Source organism: Haloarchaeobius litoreus (genome assembly GCF_024495425.1).
Taxonomy (GTDB): domain Archaea; phylum Halobacteriota; class Halobacteria; order Halobacteriales; family Natrialbaceae; genus Haloarchaeobius; species Haloarchaeobius litoreus.
In genome coordinates, this window is sequence record NZ_JANHJR010000003.1 from 411,379 (window position 1) to 430,219 (window position 18,841).

General features: G+C 68.8%; 15 protein-coding genes. 6 read left to right on the forward strand and 9 right to left on the reverse strand.

The window, feature by feature from the left end:
- Window positions 1–48: 48 nt before the first annotated feature.
- On the reverse strand, window positions 49–1,401 hold the full coding sequence (gene glnA / locus NOW55_RS14560; RefSeq protein ID WP_256400841.1) for a type I glutamate--ammonia ligase: 1,353 nt from the start codon (window positions 1,399–1,401) through the stop codon (window positions 49–51).
- A gap of 126 nt (window positions 1,402–1,527) precedes the next feature.
- Between glnA and lrp the strand changes: the two genes are divergently transcribed.
- Complete coding sequence (lrp, locus tag NOW55_RS14565; protein WP_256400842.1) at window positions 1,528–1,986, forward strand: HTH-type transcriptional regulator Lrp; 459 nt, start codon at window positions 1,528–1,530, stop codon at window positions 1,984–1,986.
- A gap of 128 nt (window positions 1,987–2,114) precedes the next feature.
- Here the strand turns inward: lrp and thsB are convergent, their stop codons facing one another.
- From thsB to NOW55_RS14585, 4 genes are all read right to left on the reverse strand, one after another.
- Entirely contained in the window at window positions 2,115–3,767 is a 1,653-nt protein-coding gene (thsB, locus tag NOW55_RS14570; protein WP_368407771.1) for a thermosome subunit beta, read from the reverse strand.
- Window positions 3,768–3,972: 205 nt separating this feature from the next.
- Complete coding sequence (locus tag NOW55_RS14575) at window positions 3,973–4,728, reverse strand: SOS response-associated peptidase (protein WP_256400843.1); 756 nt, start codon at window positions 4,726–4,728, stop codon at window positions 3,973–3,975.
- A gap of 25 nt (window positions 4,729–4,753) precedes the next feature.
- On the reverse strand, window positions 4,754–5,872 hold the full coding sequence (locus NOW55_RS14580; RefSeq protein ID WP_256400844.1) for a hypothetical protein: 1,119 nt from the start codon (window positions 5,870–5,872) through the stop codon (window positions 4,754–4,756).
- A 103-nt stretch (window positions 5,873–5,975) separates the two neighbouring features.
- Complete coding sequence (locus tag NOW55_RS14585) at window positions 5,976–6,836, reverse strand: sulfurtransferase (RefSeq protein ID WP_256400845.1); 861 nt, start codon at window positions 6,834–6,836, stop codon at window positions 5,976–5,978.
- Window positions 6,837–7,113: 277 nt separating this feature from the next.
- On the opposite strand from NOW55_RS14585, the gene NOW55_RS14590 reads away from it, so the two are divergent.
- Window positions 7,114–7,893 carry a sulfurtransferase gene (locus NOW55_RS14590; protein WP_256400846.1) on the forward strand — a complete coding sequence of 260 codons (780 nt, stop codon included), beginning with the start codon at window positions 7,114–7,116 and terminating at the stop codon, window positions 7,891–7,893.
- Here NOW55_RS14590 and NOW55_RS14595 read toward each other — a convergent pair.
- Window positions 7,890–9,104, reverse strand: coding sequence for an AI-2E family transporter (locus NOW55_RS14595; protein ID WP_256400847.1), 1,215 nt, complete (start codon window positions 9,102–9,104; stop codon window positions 7,890–7,892). The genes NOW55_RS14590 and NOW55_RS14595 overlap by 4 nt on opposite strands.
- A 150-nt stretch (window positions 9,105–9,254) precedes the next feature.
- Here NOW55_RS14595 and NOW55_RS14600 point away from each other — a divergent pair, with 150 nt between their 5' ends.
- The 3 genes from NOW55_RS14600 to NOW55_RS14610 are packed head-to-tail and all read left to right on the forward strand — an operon-like array spanning window position 9,255 to window position 13,273.
- Window positions 9,255–10,337, forward strand: coding sequence for a thiamine ABC transporter substrate-binding protein (locus NOW55_RS14600; protein ID WP_256400848.1), 1,083 nt, complete (start codon window positions 9,255–9,257; stop codon window positions 10,335–10,337).
- A 4-nt stretch (window positions 10,338–10,341) separates the two neighbouring features.
- Entirely contained in the window at window positions 10,342–12,270 is a 1,929-nt protein-coding gene (locus tag NOW55_RS14605) for an ABC transporter permease (protein WP_256400849.1), read from the forward strand.
- Entirely contained in the window at window positions 12,263–13,273 is a 1,011-nt protein-coding gene (locus NOW55_RS14610) for an ABC transporter ATP-binding protein (protein WP_256400850.1), read from the forward strand. Before NOW55_RS14605 ends, NOW55_RS14610 begins: the two co-directional genes overlap by 8 nt.
- Window positions 13,274–13,381: 108 nt before the next feature.
- Here NOW55_RS14610 and ribB read toward each other — a convergent pair whose 3' ends face one another.
- On the reverse strand, window positions 13,382–14,101 hold the full coding sequence (ribB, locus tag NOW55_RS14615) for a 3,4-dihydroxy-2-butanone-4-phosphate synthase (protein WP_390293479.1): 720 nt from the start codon (window positions 14,099–14,101) through the stop codon (window positions 13,382–13,384).
- Window positions 14,085–14,789, reverse strand: a complete 705-nt coding sequence (locus NOW55_RS14620; RefSeq protein ID WP_256400851.1) for a DUF120 domain-containing protein — start codon at window positions 14,787–14,789, stop codon at window positions 14,085–14,087. Before NOW55_RS14620 ends, ribB begins: the two co-directional genes overlap by 17 nt.
- Window positions 14,790–15,227: 438 nt before the next feature.
- On the opposite strand from NOW55_RS14620, the gene NOW55_RS14625 reads away from it, so the two are divergent.
- Window positions 15,228–17,756, forward strand: coding sequence for a sensor histidine kinase (locus tag NOW55_RS14625; protein WP_256400852.1), 2,529 nt, complete (start codon window positions 15,228–15,230; stop codon window positions 17,754–17,756).
- Here NOW55_RS14625 and twy1 read toward each other — a convergent pair.
- Window positions 17,750–18,727: a 4-demethylwyosine synthase TYW1 gene (gene twy1 / locus NOW55_RS14630; RefSeq protein ID WP_256400853.1), complete on the reverse strand. Its 978-nt coding sequence runs from the start codon at window positions 18,725–18,727 to the stop codon at window positions 17,750–17,752. The genes NOW55_RS14625 and twy1 overlap by 7 nt on opposite strands.
- Window positions 18,728–18,841: the final 114 nt, after the last annotated feature.

An 18,841-nucleotide genomic window follows, 5' to 3' on the forward strand; every position in this document is an offset into this window, starting at 1 on the left:
CGACGCTCGCTGGCCGGACGCCGAAACGACGAAAAGACGGGTCGAGCTCTAGAACTTCTCGAGGTACCGGTCGAGCTCCCACTGGGAGACGTCGACGAGGTAGTCCTTGAACTCGGAGCGCTTGGCCTCGACGAACTTCTCGTAGACGTGCTCGCCGAGTGCGTTCGCGACGACCTCGTCCTCCTCCAGCGCGTCGACGGCCTCGCCGAGGTTCGACGGGAGCGTCTCGATGCCGTACTCCTCGCGCTTTGCCTCGTCGAACTCGTAGATGTTCTCGCGGACGGGAGCGGGGCAGTCGAGGCCCTTCTCGATGCCGTCGAGGCCGGCGTGGATGAGCGCGGCGAACGCGAGGTACGGGTTACACGACGGGTCCGGGAAGCGGGCCTCGATGCGGCTCGCCGCCGGGACGCGGGCGGCGGGCTTGCGGATGAGCGCGGAGCGGTTGCGGTCGGACCACGCGACGTAGACCGGGGCCTCGTAGCCGGGGACGAGGCGCTTGTAGGAGTTCACCGTCGGGTTCGTGACGGCGGTGATGGCGGGCGCGTGTTCGAGGATACCGGCGGTGAACTGCTTGGCCGTCTCGCTCAGGTTGAACTCGTCGTCGTCGTCGTGGAACGCGTTCTCGCCGTTCTGGAACAGCGAGATGTGGGTGTGCATGCCGGAGCCGTTGATGCGCGGGATGGGCTTGGGCATGAACGTCGCGTGCAGCTCGTGCTCGGCCGCGATGGCGCGGACGACCGACCGGAACGTCGCGACGTTGTCGGCCGTCGACAGCGCGTCGTCGTAGGTGAAGTTGATCTCGTGCTGGCCCTCGGCGACCTCGTGGTGGGACGCCTCGATGTCGAAGCCCATCGACTCCAGGCCGTAGATGATGTCACGGCGCACGTCGCTGGCGAGGTCCTTCGGCGCGAGGTCGAAGTAGCCGCCGGCGTCGTTGGTCTTCGTCGTCGCGTGGCCGTCCTCGTCCTCCTCGAACAGGAAGAACTCCGGCTCCGGGGCGGCGTTGATGTCGTACCCGAGCTCCTCGGCGCGCTCGATGGCGCGTTTGAGGACGCCACGCGGGTCGCCCGAGAACGGCTCGCCGCTGGAGGTGTCCATCACGTCACAGATGAGCCGTGCCGCGGCGCTCTCCTCGGTCTTCCGCCACGGGAGCACGGCGAAGGTGCTCGGGTCGGGTTCGAGGCGCATGTCCGACTCCTGGATGCGGACGAAGCCGTCGATGGACGACCCGTCGAAGTAGATCCCCTCCTCGAACGCCTTCTCGGCCTGGCTCGCCGGGACGGAGACGTTCTTGACGGTGCCGAGGATGTCCGTGAACTGGAGCCGCAGGAAGTCCACGTTCTGTTCCTCGATCTGTTCGAGCACCGCCTCCTCCTCCGCGCTGAAGTTTCCGCTTGTCATCTTTCTGGTCGGCTAATCCAACTATTGCCAGTACTAAAACCCTGCTGTTATACGCAAATCTCGACTGCTGGGGATGAAATTGGATGTTCGTAAACTTCTAATGGCTGGAGCCGTACCGTGGATACAATGACGTACGAAAATCTCGACGCGAAGTTGGTGAATGCACTTCTGGACAACGGTGACGCGAGCCTGCGGAGTCTCGCCGAGCAGCTCGACGTCTCCGTGACGACCGTCTCGAACCACGTCTCCGCCCTCGAAGAGGAGGGCGTCATCCGGGGCTACACACCGAAGGTCGACTACGACCTGCTCGGCTACGACGTGACCGCCGTCCTCCAGCTCAAGGTCGAGGGGAACGCGCTGCCCGACATCACCGAGCGGCTCCGCTCGGAGAAGCAGATGGTCTCGGTCTACGAGGTCACCGGCGACTACGACGTCATCGCCATCGGGAAGTTCACCGACACCGACGGGATGAACGACCAGATCAAGCGGCTGCTCACCGACCCCGACATCAAGGAGTCGAACACCAGCGTCGTGCTGAACTCGGTCTGCGAGAACGAGCAGTTCGCGCTCGAACTGAGCGACTGAGGCGTCGGCTGTTCTCGCCCCGTCAGCACCTCCGACGGAGCCGCCGCTCTCCGGGTCGGTCCGCGAAAGAAGAACTCGTTCGGGAGCTGTCCGGGCGCAGGTGGGGATGTGGGGTACCTAGCCGGTGTTCACATCGCACCGCCCATGCCGCCCATACCGCCCATGCCACCCATGCCGCCGGGTGCGCCGCCCTCGTCGTCGCCCTTGTCGGTGCTCAGGTCACCGGCGGCGATGATGTCGTCGATCTTGAGGACGAGGTTCGCGGCCTCGGTGGCGGAGGTCAGCGCCTGCTCCTTGGAGTGAGCGGGCTCGACGATGCCGGCCTCGAACGTGTCCTCGACGTCGCCGCTGAAGACGTTCAGCCCGGCGCGCTTCTCGCCGCTCTCGTGGGCGGCGCGCAGGTCGACGAGCGTGTCGATGGAGTCCAGCCCGGCGTTCTCGGCGAGGACGCGGGGGACGAGCTCCAGCGAGTCGGCGAAGGCCTCGACGGCCAGCTGCTCGCGGCCCTCGACGCCGTCGGCGAAGTTGCGGAGCCGGTCCGCGACCTCGACCTCGATGGCACCGCCGCCGGCGACGACGCGGCCGTCGGAGACGGTCTGGGCGACGACGTCGAGCGCGTCGGTGACGCCGCGCTCCAGCTCGTCGACGACGTGGTCGGTGGAGCCGCGCAGGAGGAGCGTCACGCCGTGGGCGTTCTCCGCGCCCTTCACGTAGAACAGCTCGTCCTCCTCGTCGCGCTCGACGTTGCCGAAGCCGAGGTCCTCGGGACCGAAGTCGTCGAGGTCGGAGACGATGTTCGCGCCGAGGATCTCACGCAGGAAGCGCACGTCGGCCTTCTTCACGCGACGGACGGCGAGGATGCCCTCCTTCGCGAGGTAGTGCTGGGCGAGGTCGTCGATGCCCTTCTGGCAGAAGACGACGTCCGCGCCGGAGTCGATGATCTGCTGGACCTTCTGCTTGAGCTGCTTCTCCTCCTGGTCGAGGAACTGCTGGAGCTGGCTCGGGTCCGTGACGTTGACCTCGGTGTCGACGTCGGTCTCCTCGATCTCGACGGCCTCGTTGAGCAGGAGGATGTTCGCCTCCTTGGCGGACTTCGGCATGTTGTCGTGGACGGGGTCCTTGTCGATGACCGCGCCCTTCAGGAGCTCGGAGTTGGAGGCGGACTGACCCGTCTGGGTCTCGATGTTGAGGTACTCCATGTCGACCTGACCCTCCACGGTGACCGAGCGGATGGCCTCGACGATGATGTTGGCGAGGTGCTCCTTGTCGAGTTCGGCACCCTTGCCGGTCATCGAGGTCTCGGCGACCTTCCGGAGGAGGTCCTCGTCGTCGGCGTCGACGTCCTCGGAGATGTCGTCGATCTCCTCGCGGGCCTGCTGGCTGGCGAGGTGGAAGCCCTTGATGATGGCGGTCGGGTGGATGTCCTGGTCGAGGAGGTCCTCGGCGTTCTTCAGGAGCTCACCCGCGATCGCGACGGCCGTCGTGGTGCCGTCGCCGGCCTCGTCCTCCTGGGTCTCGGCGACCTCGACGATCATCTCTGCCGTCGGGTTGTCGATGTCCATCTCCTTCAGGATGGTCACACCGTCGTTCGTGATGGTCACGTCGCCCATCGAGTCGACGAGCATCTTGTCCATCCCTTTCGGGCCGAGTGTGGAGCGTACGGCATCGGCGACCGCGCGAGCGGCCTGGATGTTGTAGTCCTGCGCGTCGCGGTCCTTGACGCGCTGGGATTCTTCGGACATCACGATCATCGGCTGTCCCTGCTGCATTCGCTGGCTCATGGTCACTCGAATCTATGAATGTGATTCTATATAAAAGTTGGTGGTCTGGTGCGAGTCGCCGACTACCCACGAACGGGGAGTGGCCGGTGAAACCGCAATACAATGCCCGGCTCTGTGGCACACATTGACAACAAGTAACACGACACAGGCGGGCCGACTTCGACCCTCACCCGGTCTTTTATATACTTCCGACGAACCCGTCGGGCTACCCCTCTGCGTCGACCGGTTCGACCACCATCGGCCCGTCGTTCGACGGGTCGTTCACCGCCGTCGACACCGGATAGGCCCGCATCCCGTCGGCCGGATACGGGTCGAGCAGGGCCGCCGCCTCGTCGGCGTCGCCGTGGAGCCACGTCCCGTACTCCTCGGGCGCGAGCAGCACCGCCATCCGGTGGTGGAGGTCCGCCACCAGCTCGTTCGGCTCCGTCGTCAGCACGGTGAACGAGACGTGGTGCTTCGTCTCCGGCTCCGCCGAGCCGCCGGCGAACGCGTCGAGGCCGGGCTGGCGCTCGACGCCCTCCCAGACCGCGAACAGGCCGGCCATCGCGAACGGCTCGTCGTCCTGCATCGTCACCCGGTAGGGCTGCTTGCTGCCGCCGCTACCGGTCTCGACCCACTCGTAGAAGCCGTCGGCGGGGACGAGACAACGGCCGGCCGTGGCCTCGTCGTCGCCACCGTCGCCCCCCGGGTTCGACTCGAACGCCCCACGGAACGTCGGTTTCTCCCGTACGGTCTCACAGCGCGCGTTGATGGGCTTGCTCGCGTCGGCCGGGTCGTCGGCCCACGACGGGACCAGTCCCCAGTTCGCGTACGTCAGCTCGTCGTCGCCGTCGCTCCGGATCACCGGGAGGTCCTGCCCCGGGGCGGCGTTGTACCGCGGCTCGAACCGCTCGGGGACCCGGACGTCGAACGCCGACGCCAGCTCGTCGGAGTCGACGAACAGGCTGTACCGTCCACACATGGCCGCACGTACGCACGGGACCTACTTACGAGCGTGCATCGCGGTCGTCGTCCTCGTCCTCCCCACGGCGGTCGCGTCGCCGTCGGTCGGTGTCACGCCGCTCCCGCCGTCGGTCGGTGTCACGCCGCTCCCGCCGTCGGTCGGTGTCACGCCGCTCCCGGCGCTCGTCGGACCCACGCCGCTCCCGCCGTCGGTCGGTGTCACGCCGCTCCCGGCGCTCGTCGGACCCACGCCGTTCCCGACGCTCGTCCCGGCTGCGCCTGTCGTGCTGGCCCCGCCGGTCGCGGTCGCTCCGTCCACGCCGCTCCCGTCGACCGTCGCGGTCACGACGCCGGTCCGGGTCGCGCCGGCTCGTCCGTGCCTCGGTGGGCTCCGGTTCCCCGGGTTCGACGTCCGGGTCGTAGCGCCCTTCGCTGCCGCCGGAGCCGCCGCCCCGCCGGTCGGCCACCGCCGCGGCCGTCTTCGACTTCACCGTCCCGCCCGCGTCGACGCTCTTCTTCGCGGTCTCCTTCGCCGCGAGCCAGGTCGTGTGCAGCGACTCAAACGTGTAGAAGCCCGCGAGGATGCAGCCGACGAACAGGAACAGCACGGCGTCGACCTCCCCGCCGAGCATCGGCACCGTCACGTTGTACTCGACACCCACCAGACTCAGTGCGAGCGTCGCCGTGCCGCCGACGCCGAAGCCCGCGTAGCGGCTCACCTTCTCCGCAGCGGTCAGCACCGTCCACACCAGTCCGGCCAGCGCCGCGATGGAGGCTATCGCGTCGAACACCCGGGCGGCGTACTCCTCGCCGACGAGCAGGCCGATCGTCCGCCTGGCCAGCCGCCGCCCGACCGCCTTCGCCGTGACCACGAGCAGGCTCCCCGCGCCGAACACGAGCAGCCCGGTGACGAGCGTGTTGCCCTCGGCCAGCCCGAGGACCGTATCTACCACCGCCAGCGCGAGCCCCAGCGCGAGGCAGTACGCGGTCCCGGCCACCGCGTACCGTTTCCGCTCCGCCGTCGCGAGCAGCATCGGCACGACGGTCGCCGTCAGCCCGAACAGGAGCGGGACTGCGGGCGCTGTCGGTAGCAACGCGAGCATGAGCAGCGTCACGACGACCCCCATCGCCGTCGCGTGTCGGAAATCGAGGTCCTCCCTCATGTCCATCGCCAACACGCGACGATGCGATAAAGTTACTGCCCGCTGTCAGGAACGAGGCTGGAGAAAACGGTACCACTGGAGTCGCGATGGAGTCGGGAGTCGCCTACTCCGCGTCGCCCTTCTCGATGGGTGCGCCCACGAGATTGCCCCACTCGGTCCAGGAGCCGTCGTAGTTGATGGCGTCCTCGTAGCCGAGCAGCTCGTGGAGCGCGAACCAGGCGACCGACGAGCGCTCGCCGATGCGGCAGTAGGCGACGGTCGTCGAGTCGCCGTCGATGCCCTTGTCGGCGTACAGCTCCTTGATCTCGTCGGCGGTCTTGAACGTGCCGTCGTCGTTCGTCACGGCCGCCCACGAGATGTTCTGTGCGCCGGGGATGTGGCCGCCGCGCTGGGCGGTCTCCTGCAGTCCCGGGGGCGCGAGGATCTCGCCCGTGAACTCCTCGGGCGAGCGCACGTCGACGAGGGGGACGCCGCGCTCGATGGCGTTCTCGACGTCCTCGCGGTACGCGCGGATGCTCTCGCGCGGGCCGCTGGCGGTGTACTCGACGGCGTCGAACTCCGGCACGTCCGTCGTGAGCGGGTAGTCGTGTTCGAGCCAGTAGTCGCGGCCGCCGTCCATGAGCTTCACGTCGTCGTGGCCGTAGTACTTGAACTGCCAGTAGGTGTACGCCGCGAACCAGTTCGAGTTGTCGCCGTACAGCACGACCGTGGAGTCCTCGGTGATGCCGTGGCTGCCGAGCAGCTCCTCGAAGTCCGCCTTCGTGAGGATGTCGCGGGTGGTCTGGTCCTGGAGCTGTGTCTCCCAGTTGAAGCCGATGGCGCCGGGGGCGTGGCCCTCGTCGTACGCCTCGGTGTCCACGTCGACCTCCACGAGGCGGTGTGCGGGGTCGTCGCTCTGGAACTCGTCGAGGTGCCCCTCGACCCAGTCGGCCGAGACGAGCACGTCTTTCGCGTAGTCAGTCATACACCCCTAGTTATCGCTACAGGGGTATATTCCTGTTCCACACCGGCATCGTCCGCCGGTCATCGGCCGAAGCGGAGAGAATCGCCGGTGGTTGTCCGGGTCGTGGTCGTGAGCAGCTGGTGCACGGGCGGCCCCCACGGCGCGGTCACCCCCCGAACCCTCCATCGGCGGACATGTGTTCGCGGGCCAACAATCGGCAACGGTTGCCGCGCTCTACGAGACGGGGGGTTCCGCCGGCATCGTGGGTGCTTAACCGGCCCGTCCCGTACGACCGCCCATGACAGACGTGCCACGGGTGGTCTCCCGCGAGTGGCTCGCCGCCGAACTGGACCCGGTGCGAGTCGTCGACGTGCGCGACGCCTGGGAGTACGAGGGCATCGGCCACATCCCCGGTGCGGTGTCGGTCCCCTTCGACTCGTTCCGTGACGAGGAAGGCGACGCCCCCGGCACCCTCCCCGACGTCGAGGACTGGAACGCGCTGCTCTCCCGGGCGGGTGTCGCGAACGACGACACGCTCGTCGTCTACGACGACACCCACGGCGTGTTCGCCGCTCGGTTCGTCGTCACCGCACTTGCGTACGGACACGACGACGTCCACCTGCTCGACGGTGACTTCTCCGCGTGGCGACTCGACCACGCGACCGAGAGCGGGAGCCCGAACGTCGAGGAGACCGAGTACGAGGGCCGGTTCGACGACGACTGGCCGCTGGTCGACGCCGAGGACGTACTCGCCGCACTCGACACCGACGCGGTCCTCGTCGACACCCGGGAGGACTGGGAGTACGAGGAGGGCCACATCCCCGGCGCGCAGCTGCTCGACTGGCGCGAGTTCGTCGACGAGGAGACACGTGGACTGAAACCCGAGGCCGAGCTCAGGGAACTACTCGAGTCGCGCGGAATCACGCCCGACCGGCGGGTCATCCTCTACTGCAACACCGCCCGGCGCATCAGCCACACCTACCTCGTTCTCGACCACCTCGGCTACGAAGATGTCTCCTTCTTCGAGGGGAGCCTCACCGAGTGGGAGACCGTCGACGGCCCCATCGAGACCAGCTAGTCGTGGCCGCTCGGGGACGGGTCGTCGGATGCGGTCCCGGCATCTGTTCCGCCGTTCGTGTTGGCACCGCTGCCGGAGCCGGTATCACCGTCCGGCCCGGCGCTATCCGTGTCCGGTCCGGCATCCGACGGCGGTCCCTCGACCCTCTCGGTCCAGTCGCTCCCGACGCCGTCGTCCCCAGTCTGTTCCGCTTCATCGTCGGTCGGCATCTGCTCTTCCGGCACCGGAACCTCGGGCACCTCCTCGGAGAGCTGATTCACGCTCTCGGTGAACAGCGCCACGGCGAGGGGGCCCATGATGACCCCGACCGGGCCGACCGTGAGCAGGCCGCCGATGAAGCCGACGAAGTAGAGGCTGCCCGGCATGTCGGCGGTCATCGACGCCAGTCGTGGCCTGATGACTGCATCCGGCAGGTACGCGATGACGACGCCTCCGACGATGACCATGAGGATCGCCGCGTCCACGTCGCCGACGCTCAGGTGATAGAGCGCGACCGCGCCGATGAGCAGGCTCGGCCCGATGACCGGGAGGAACTGCAGGACGCCCGCGATGACCGCCATCGTGACGGGGTAGTCGTAGCCCAGCGCCCAGAACGTCGGCAGCGCCATCACGAACGTCCCGACGGCCGTGGCGATCTGGAGCAGGTAGATCGCCTGCAACGTGTCCTTCGTGCGCTCGTGGAGCGCCTGCGCCGCATCGCGGTACTCGACGGGCACCACGCCGAGGGCGGTCCGGTAGGCGTGGTCCTGTCCGATGAGGAAGCCGAAGAGGACCATCACGAACACGAGCATCTTCAGGCTGAGGTCCGGCGCGGCGCGTGCCGCGTCCTCCAGTACCACCGTCAGAAAGTCGAGCACCATCGCCTGCATCTCCTCGAAGGAGAGCTCGTACGTCTGCCCGAAGACGACCACGGAGAACGTCTCCGGGAGCGTCTCGACGAGTCCGAACAGCTGCTCGCGACGGAGGTACGCGACCACGAACAGCGGCGAGAACACGAGCACGCCACCGATGAAGGTGGCACCGGTGGTGACGACCGCCGCCCAGTACTTCGGGAGGCCACGCCCGACCAGTCGCTTCTGGAGCGGGAGCACGACGCTCGCCACCGTCAACGCGAAGAACACCGTGCCGAACACCTCGGAGATGACCCACCAGGTGAGCGCCCCCGCGGCGACGACGACCAGCGCGAGTCCGAGTCGGCGGTTCAACTGCATCGCTTGCATACGTCACCCCGAGGGGCAAAAAATACATCGCCCACCCGACTCGACCGACGTGGGCTGCCGGGAATCGCCACAAACCGCCGGCCTCGTGGCCGTCTCGCCACATCACGCCCCTTTTGTACCACCGAGTGCAATTACCCGATAATGAGACGCAGAGCGTTCCTGAGTGGGGCAGGGTCGGTGGGCGCACTCTCGCTCGCCGGCTGCCTGACCCAGAACGGTGGTGGTGGCGAGCCGAGCGGCACGCTGACGGTCGCGACGTACGAGTCCTTCGTCGACTCGCCGTCGTCCAGCCCCGGCGGGTGGATCAAGGAGAACTTCGAGGCGGAGTACGACGACGTGACCGTCGAGTACGTCACGCCCGAGAACGGCGTCACGAACTACGTTCAGCGCAAGCAACAGGGCGCGTCCGTCGACGCCGACGTCTACGTCGGGCTGAACGTCGACGACCTCGTGACCATCGACGCCACACTCGGCGACGACACCCGCCTGTTCGCCGAACTCGACCGCGACTCGGTCCCGAACGCGAGCCACGTCCGCCCCGAGCTGGAGTTCGGCGACCCCAAGAGCCGCGTCCTCCCCTACGACACCGGCTACATCAGCCTCGTGTACGACGAGGACGAGGTCGACGAGCCGACGACGTTCGAGGACCTGACCAGCCCGGCCTACGAGGGCACGCTGCTCGCACAGAACGCCCAGAGCGCCGACTCCGGGCAGGCGTTCCTGCTCTGGACGATCAACGAGTTCGGCACCGACGGCTACCTCGACTACTGGCGCGACCTCCAGGCCAACGACGTTCGCATCCTCGGCAGCTGGTGGGAGTCCTACAGCGCGTACCTCGAGTCCCAGCGGCCGATGGTCGTCTCCTACTCGACCGACCAGGTGTTCGCCAACGTCGACGACCTCCCGATGAGCCGGCACCAGATCGGCTTCCTCAACGACCAGGGCTACGCCAACCCCGAGGGGATGGCCGTCGTCGAGGGCACCGGGAACGTCGACCTCGCCGCGGACTTCTTCGACTTCATGCTCCGGGGCGAGACCCAGGCCGAAATCGCGGTCCGGAACGTCCAGTTCCCCGCCGTGAGCGACGACCAGGTCGACCTCGACGACTCGTTCGCACAGTACGCCTTCCGTCCACCCGAGCCCGTCTCCTTCGGCTACGAGGAGCTCGACGGCAACCTCTCGGGCTGGGTCGAGGAGTGGGCCCGCACCATCGCGAGCAACTGACGCGATGAGCCGGGGCGCGCGGGACGACGTCGCCGAGCGGGGACCGGCCGACGCCGACCGGAAGCGCACGGTGTCGACCGACCGCACGCTCCGGGGACTCGCCGTCGTCGCGACGGTCGTCACCGCGCTCGTCCTGCTGCTGGTGCTTTACTTCCCGGTCGGCCTGGTGTTCGCCGAAGCGTTCGGCGGTGCCCGCCCGTTCGACTCGTTCGTGACCACCCTCACGGACCCGTTCTACACCGGCGTGCTCGCCGAGGTGTTCGCCCGGCCGCTCGCCGTCGGCTATCACGTCGACAACGTGCTCTCGTGGTTCGGCGGCGTCTCGGTCGGGCTCGGCGGTGTCGACACGCCGCCGCTCCGGAAGGGGCTGTTCGGCTTCACCGCGTATCAGGCCGCGCTGTCGACGCTCGCCAGCGTCGCCATCGGCCTGCCAGGGGCGTACGTCCTGGCGAACTTCGAGTTCCCGGGGCGGCGCACGCTCCGGTCGCTGACCATCGTCCCGTTCGTCCTCCCGGGCATCATGGTCGCGAGCGGCTTCTACGCCGCGTTCGGCCAGGCCGGGCTGCTGAACGACGTGCTCGCAGTCGTCGGACTCGGGCCACAGCAGCTCATCGAGACGAACCCGCTGTTCGTCGTGATCCTCGCCCACGCGTTCTACAACGCGCCGCTGGTCACCCGGGTCGCCACCGCCGCCTGGGAGTCCGTCGACTACCGGGCCGTCGAGACCGCCCGGAGCCTCGGCGCGAACCGCCGCCGTGCCTTCCGCGACGTGGTGCTCCCGCAGCTCACGCCCGCCATCGCGACCGGCGCGCTCCTGACGTTCCTCTTCACGTTCCTCACGTTCCCCATCGTCCTCGCCATCGGCGGCCTCGAGCTGGCGACGGTCGAGGTCTGGGTGTACCACCGGCTCACCGAGACCCTCGCGTTCGAGGAGGCCGCGACGCTCGCGGTGCTGGAGACGGTGATCTCGCTCGGCGTGACCTACGCCTACCTGCGCTACGAGTCCGCACAGCGCGCCGCGAGTCCCGGCGAGGGGCCACCACGCGAGCGGCTGTTCGGCCGCGCACGCGACGCCACCCCCTCCCGGCTCTCCGGCCCCCGTCTCGCGGGCCTGCTCGACGCCCGCCGGCTCGCCATCACGGGCTACGCCGTCGTCGTGTTCGTGCTGTTCGTCGGCCCGCTCGCGGCCATGGTGCTGGAGGGACTCACCGACGGGAGCGGCTTCACGCTCCGGCACTACGAGTTCCTCCTCCAGCGACAGGCCGCGGGCGCGAGCTTCCAGACGAAGCCGCTGCCGGCCATCCGGAACTCGCTGCTGTTCGCGGTCGCGACGGTCGCCATCGCCGTCCCGATGGGGCTCGTCGTCTCCGTGGCGAGCACCGGCGAGGGACGCTGGCGGTCGCTGCTGGAGACGGCGACGATGCTCCCGTTCGCCGTGTCGGGCATCGTCTTCGGCATCGGCCTGCTCCGAGGGCTCGTCTTCGGTATCTCGCTCCCGGGCGGCTGGCGGTTCGTCCTCACCGGCGCGGTCGCCATCGTCGCCGCCCACGCCGTCGCCGCCTACCCGTTCGTCGTGCGCAACGTCGCGCCACAGCTCGCCGGCGTCGACCCCCGCCTCGTCGAGTCCGCCCGGAGCCTCGGTGCGAGCCGGGTGCGGGCGTTCCTCGACATCGAACTCCGGCTGGCCGCGACCGGGCTCGTCGCCGGAGCCGCGTTCGCGTTCGCCATCAGCATCGGCGAGTTCGATTCGACGGTGATTTTGGCGAGCGACGTGGCAGGCGACACGGTGACCTACACGATGCCCGTCGCCGTCGAGCGCTACCTCGGCCGTCGCTTCGGGCCGGCGATGGCTATGGGAACCGTCCTGCTCGTCGTCACCGCCGCCAGCTTCGTCGTGGTCGACCGCCTCGGCGGGAGGGTCGAGCGTGGCTGAGCTCACCCTCGATGGCGTCTCGGTGCGCTACGGCGACGCGGTCGCGCTCTCGGACGTGCACCTCGACGTGGCCGACGGCGAGTTCTTCACGCTCGTCGGCCCCTCCGGCTGCGGCAAGACGACGACGCTCCGCACCATCGCCGGCTTCGAGGAACCCGACGCCGGCTCGGTCCGCTTCGGCGGCCGCGAGATGACCGGCGTCCCGCCCGAAGGGCGCGACGTGGGCGTCGTCTTCCAGAACTACGCGCTGTTCCCGCACATGACCGTCGCGGAGAACGTCGGCTACGGGCTTCGGTTCCACGAGGTCGACGACCCCGACAGCCGGGTGGCCGAGCTCCTCTCGCTCGTCGACCTCGACGGCTTCGAGGACCGCGACCCGACCGAGCTGTCCGGCGGCCAGCAACAGCGCGTCTCGCTGGCCCGCGCGCTCGCCCCGGAGCCGGACGTGCTGCTGCTGGACGAGCCCATGAGCGCACTCGACGCCAGGCTCCGCGAGGAGCTCCGGCGCGAGGTGAAGCGCATCCAGACCGAGCTCGGCATCACGACGGTCTACGTCACCCACGACCAGGAGGAGGCGCTCGCCATCTCCGACCGCGTCGCCGTCATGCACGACGGCCGCGTCGAGCAGGTCGGGACGCCCCGCGAGGTGTACCGCGAGCCCGGGAGCCGGTTCGTCGCCTCGTTCGTCGGCGAGAACAACCTGTTCGACGGCGAGCGCGTCGCCGACGGCGTCCGCGTCGACGGCACCACGTTCACCGTCGACGGGCTCGACGCCGGTTCCGGCCACACCACCCTCTGCGTGCGCCCGGAGCACCTCCGCCGGGACGCGCCCGAGAACCGCTTTTCGGTCACCGTCGAGCAGTCGGAGTTCCTCGGCGAGGCGACCCGCGTCCACTGCGACTGGGACGGGCGGACGGTCGTCTGGCGGACCGACGATGGGGTGCCCGAGCGTGGGGAGCGCGTCGAACTGGGCTTCGCTCCGGAGCACGGTCGTCTGCTGTAGAAGACGGTCGGGCCCAGGGGGAGACGGCCGGCACGCGAGATGGCGGGCTCTACAGTGCTGTGTCCGGTCCGTACCGTCGGGTCCGAGCCGGGAGATACGACGGGTCCGTCAGCCCAGCCGCGCCACGAGGTCGGCCCCCTCGACGTAGGGGATGCCCTCGCGGTCGGCGTAGGCGCGTGCGTCGGCGGGCGTGAGCGCGCCGCCGGTCTCGTCGTCGAGCATCTCGCAGACGACGACGGCGGGGGCGACCTCGCTCTCCTCGGCGAGGGCGATGCCGAGTTCGGTGTGGCCGAGGCGATGGTCGAGCAGGCCGGGGGCGGCCCGGAGCAGGTGGACGTGCCCGGGCGCGCGGAACTCGTCGACGAACGGGAAGCCGTCGGGGTCGGTGGCGGCCTCGGCGAGCTTCGTGATGGTGAGCGCGCGGTCGTCGTCGGGGATGCCGGTGAACGTGTCGCGGTGGTTCACCGTCAGTGAGAACGACGAGCGCTCGTCGTAGCCGAGCTCGTGGTCGGCGGCGAGCGGGTGGTCCAGTTCCTCCTGCATGAACGGCAGGTCGAAGGCGTCGGCCACCTGGTCGGGCAGGGCGACGCAGACGAGGCCGCCGGCGTCGTTGCGCATCCGGCGGACGGCGTCGGGCGTGACGCCGTGGGCGGGGTAGACGATGTCCGTCTCGCCCTCGCGGTCGGCGGCGTCGTGGATGCAGACCGGTTCGCCGGCGCGGAAGGCCGCGACGGCGCGGTCGACGGCGTCGTCGGCGTCGACCGGGACGTCCGCGTCGACCTCGCCGTCGTGGTGCTGTGACCGGGTCATCTCACTGCTCCCGGACATTGACGGTCACCTCGGCGTCGTCCCCCAAGTCGAGCGCGTCGCGGAGCTTCTCGGGCGCGATGACCTCCAGCTGGTCCTCGTCGTGGTGGGTGCGCTCGGGGGCGATGGTGTGTGCGTTCTCGTAGGTGGTCCCGTCGACGGTCTCGACGGTGGCGGGGAAACAGACGGCGGGCCCGTACGTTCGCTCGTCGTCCTCCCAGCCGTCGATGTGGACCGGCTCGATGGCGGACATGGCGGTGCGCCGGCGGACGCTCTCGTCGTCGAGATCGACGTTGAGCGTGCCGAGGAACGGCTCGTAGCCGAGCTTCTCCTCGAACTGGCGCATGTAGCCCGGCAGGGAGATGTAGTGGCGGCCCTCGCCCATCCCGCTGGTGATCGTCCCGGTGAGTTCGACGCTCGTCGTGCCCTCGAAGACGCGGCGGTAGTCCTCGTACTCGGCGCGCAGGGCGCGTTCGCCCTCGTCGGTGAGCTGGACCCACTGGCCGTCGCTGACGGTCTCGCGGGTGATGTAGCCGGCGTCCTCGAGTCGCTGGAGGCGTCGGGAGGCGGTCTGGGTGGATGCGTCGAGCCGCCCGGCGAGCCCCGAGCAGGACACCTTCAGCTCGCCGTCGATGCCGCCATCGAGCGCGAGAAGCTTCGCGACGGCGAGTTCGTCGTGGCCGACCGCGTACGACGCTGTCTCTGACATGGCTCGAAGTTGGGACTCGTTCCGGATAAGCATACCGAATCCGGAATGCGTAACATATTCGTGACGGTGGCGTCACGCGGTCGTGACGGCATCGTAGAAACGAGACTCGTGTGGAAAGTTGTCGTCGTGTGACTAAAACGCGTCGGTCGCGGCGGGTGGCACAGGCCAGACCCGTGAGCTCGAATCCAGCCTCGTGTGGCACGTGAGCGAGGCGGCGACCGGCCCGGTCTCCCGTCACACGAGCAGGCGCTGGTCGCCGGCGAGCGTGACAGCACCTGGCCCGAACACGGCGGTGGTCGTCGCGACGGCCGTCGGGTCGCTGGGCGGCGAGCTGGCGGTCACCGAGTCGACGGCCGGCACCGCGGTCGAACGCGGGCTGCACCCCGCGGAGGCCAGAAGCGTTATCTTCGGTGATAGGCAAACGACTGTCGAACTATCGTGTCGGAGACAGCGACGCTACTCCACGTCCGTCGTCCCGGTGACTCCTCGCCGAGTGTCCCACGGGGCTGGACTATCGTCACCGCGTCGTCAGCGGCCGCCGCGAACGACCGACTCGATGCGGACGTCGACTGCGTGCTCCTCGAACACGAACTCGGCGACGGTCGCGACGGGCTCGCCGTCCTCGACGCCATCGACGCCCACTGTCCGGTGTTCTACCGGACCGCGGAGCCGGACGGCGAGGCCGCATCCGCCGCCGCGGCACGGGGCGCGGTCCACTACCTCCACGGCGGCGACGACGTGGTCGAGCGCATCCGGGCCGTCGTGGACGATGCGCCGGCGGCCACCGGGAGCATGGTCGCGCCGGTGGAGGACCCCGACGACCAGGCATCCGTGCTCGAACGCATCGACGAGGCGTACCTCTCGTTCGACACCGACTGGAACTTCACGTACATCAACGAACGCGGTGCCGAAATGCTCGACACCACCCCGGACGACCTCGTCGGCGAGAACGTGTGGGACGCCTTCCCGGCGGCGACCGAGCACACGTACTACGAACAGTACACACACGCCGTGGAAACGGGCGAGCCGGTCTCGTTCGAGGAGTACTACGAGCCACTCGAGCTGTGGACCTCCAACCGGGCGTACCCAACGGACGACGGCCTCTCCGTGTTCTTCCACGACATCACGGAGCGCAAGCGGTACGAGGAGATGCTGCCCGGACTGCTCCAGACGACCCACGACATGATGCAGGCCGAATCGCCCGAAGCGATCGCCAGCCAGCTGGTTGCCGCGACCGAGGAGCTGCTCTCGCTCGACCTCTCGGTCGTCCGCTTCCACGAGCCCGGGACCGACGGGCTCGTCCCCGTCGAGGGGACGACCGCCATCTCCGAGACGCTCGGCGACCGCCCGACCTACGCCGTCGGCGAGGGTGGCCCCGGGACCGTGTTCGACGCCGGTGAGCCGTCCTACCGCGACACGGTCGACGTCGAGGGCGTGTCGGCGGTGCTGTACCTGCCGCTCGGCGAGCACGGCACCCTCTCGGCCGGCGTCGCGCCCGGCGAGGAGTTCGGCGCGGTCGAACGCCAGACCGCAGAGCTGCTGGCGGCGAACGCGACGACCGCACTCGACCGGACCGAACGCCGCGAACGGCTCGAGCTGTTCGAGCGTGTCATCGAGTCGGTCGAGGACATGCTGTACGTCCTCGACGCCGACGGCCACTTCGTCTACGTCAGCGAGCCGTTCGCGGAGTTCAGCGGCTACGACCGCGAGGAGCTCGTCGGCGCGTCGCCCGCCGTGGTCGTCGACCGGGAGACGCTCGAACGCAGTCGGGAGGTCGTCGCGGAGCTCCGCAGCTGTGACGAGCGCTCGCGCACCATCCAGACGGAAGTCGAGACACGTGACGGCGAGCGCCGGCCGGTCGAGGTCGACATCGCCCTCCTACCGAACGACGACGGCGACGACCCCGGCACCGTCGCGGTCGTCCGCGACGTGAGCGCGCTCCAAGAGACGCGACAGCGCCTCGCCATCGAGAACGAACGGTTCCGGTACCTGTTCGACCACATCCCTGACGCACTCGTCGAGTTCACCTTCGAGGAGGCGGACCCCATCGTCGAGAGCGTCAACCCCGCCTTCGAGCGGACGTTCGGCATCAGCGCCGGGCACGCCGTCGGCGAGTCGGTCAACGACCTCATCGTACCGGAGGAGTACCGCGAGCAGGCGAAACAGCTCGACGACGCCGTCGTCCACGGCGAGGTCAAGACGAAGGAGGTCGAGCGCTCGACGAGTACGGGTCTCGGCCACTTCCTCTTCCGGGGCGTCAGCTTCGGGGCCGGCACGAACCGCCGCGGGTTCTGCATCTACACCGATATCAGCGAACAGAAGGAGCGCGAGAGCCGGCTGGAGGTGCTGCATACGGTCCTCCGGCACAACCTCCGCACCGAGATGAACCTCATCGAGGGGTACGCCGAGCAGCTGCAGCGACGGTACGACGACGACCCGGCCCTGCTCGACGCCATCCGGCGGGAGGCCAACCAGGTGGCGGACCTCAGCGACACCGCCCGCCGGGTCGAGCGCGCGCTCGACCGCGACGGCGACCACCTCGGCCCGACGGACGTGACACGGTACGTCGACGAGGCCGCGAAGACGGCCCGGAAACGGTTCCCGCACGCCGACCTCACGGTGTCGACACCCGAGTCGGCGACCGCGGTCGCGGACCGGCGGCTCGTCTTCGCGCTGTCGAACGCCATCGAGAACGCGGTCGACCACAACGACGAGCAGCCCTCGGTCGACGTGACCGTCGAGGCGACCGACGAGGGCGTCGAGATACGCGTCGCCGACGACGGCCCGGGCATCCCGAAACAGGAGCGCGACCTCGTCACGGGCGAGCGCGACATCACCCAGCTCCAGCACGGCAGCGGGCTCGGCCTCTGGGCGATCAACTGGATCGTCGAGAGCTTCGGCGGGACGCTCACGTTCGAGACGCCGGCGGAGGGAAGCGTCGTCGTACTGCAGCTCCGCGGTCAGTAGTCGACGAGCGGGTCCTGCTCCCAGAACTCGGTGTCCTTGTTCAGCTTCGGCACCCACGTGTCCGCGTCGCGGGCCAGCAGCGCGACCCGCGAGCTCGGCACGTCCTTGATCTCGTCGTGCTCGGGCATGTGCGCGGCGACATCCTCGGCGAACGCGAGCACGTCCTCGTGGTCGGGCATCGCCGACCGGTCGAGCCGGCCCCGCGAGTGGCCGACGTGCATGTACGCCTTCAGCTCCACGAAATCCGGCTTCGCGCGCCGGTAGAACGCGGCGTACCAGTCCGGGTCGCGCATGTTCTCGCCGTTCACCAGCGTCGTCCGCAGCACGGTGCGGGTCTCCGCTTTCCCGGCGAGCACGTCCATCGTGTCGACGAGGCGCTCCCACGCGTCGTCCTCGACGGCCTTGACCACGCTGTCGAACGTGTGCCGCTCCGGCGCGTCCACCGAGACGTACAGCTGGGTGGGCTCACAGCGCGCCAGCATCTCCGGGTTCGTGCCGTTCGAGACCAGGAACGTCGTGATGTCGCGGGCGTGGAACTCGTCGATGAGCTCGGGGAGGTAGGGATACAGCGTCGGCTCGCCGTCCAGACTGATGGCGACGTGGCGCGGCTCCATCGCCTGCTCGAACACCTCCCGGGGCACCTCGTCGTTGCCACCGTACCCCGACAGCAGTTCGCGCTGGAGCTCCACGGTGGCGTCGGCCACGGCGGCGGGGTCGTCCCACTCCACGTCGCCCAGCTCGTAGGCGTGGCCCGCGTGGTCCCGCCAGCAGAACACACAGCGCTCGTTGCACTTCACCACCGGCGTCATCTGCATGCAGCGGTGCGACTCGATGCCGTAGAAGGCGTACTTGTAGCACTTCCCCTCGCCCGTCAGCGCGTTCTTCGTCCAGCCGCAGGTCTGGGCCGCGGTGTGGTTGACGCTGTGGTAGTTCGGGTCGTCGACCTGCATCGGGCCGTCGGACTCGCTCATTGGACGAGTGGACGGGCCCCAGTCCTAAAGAATCCGTTCCTCCCGTGCTCGGTGTTTCGTGCCCCCTGCGCACTCGCCACGCCGACTCGCTGGCGACCGCCAACAGCCAGAACC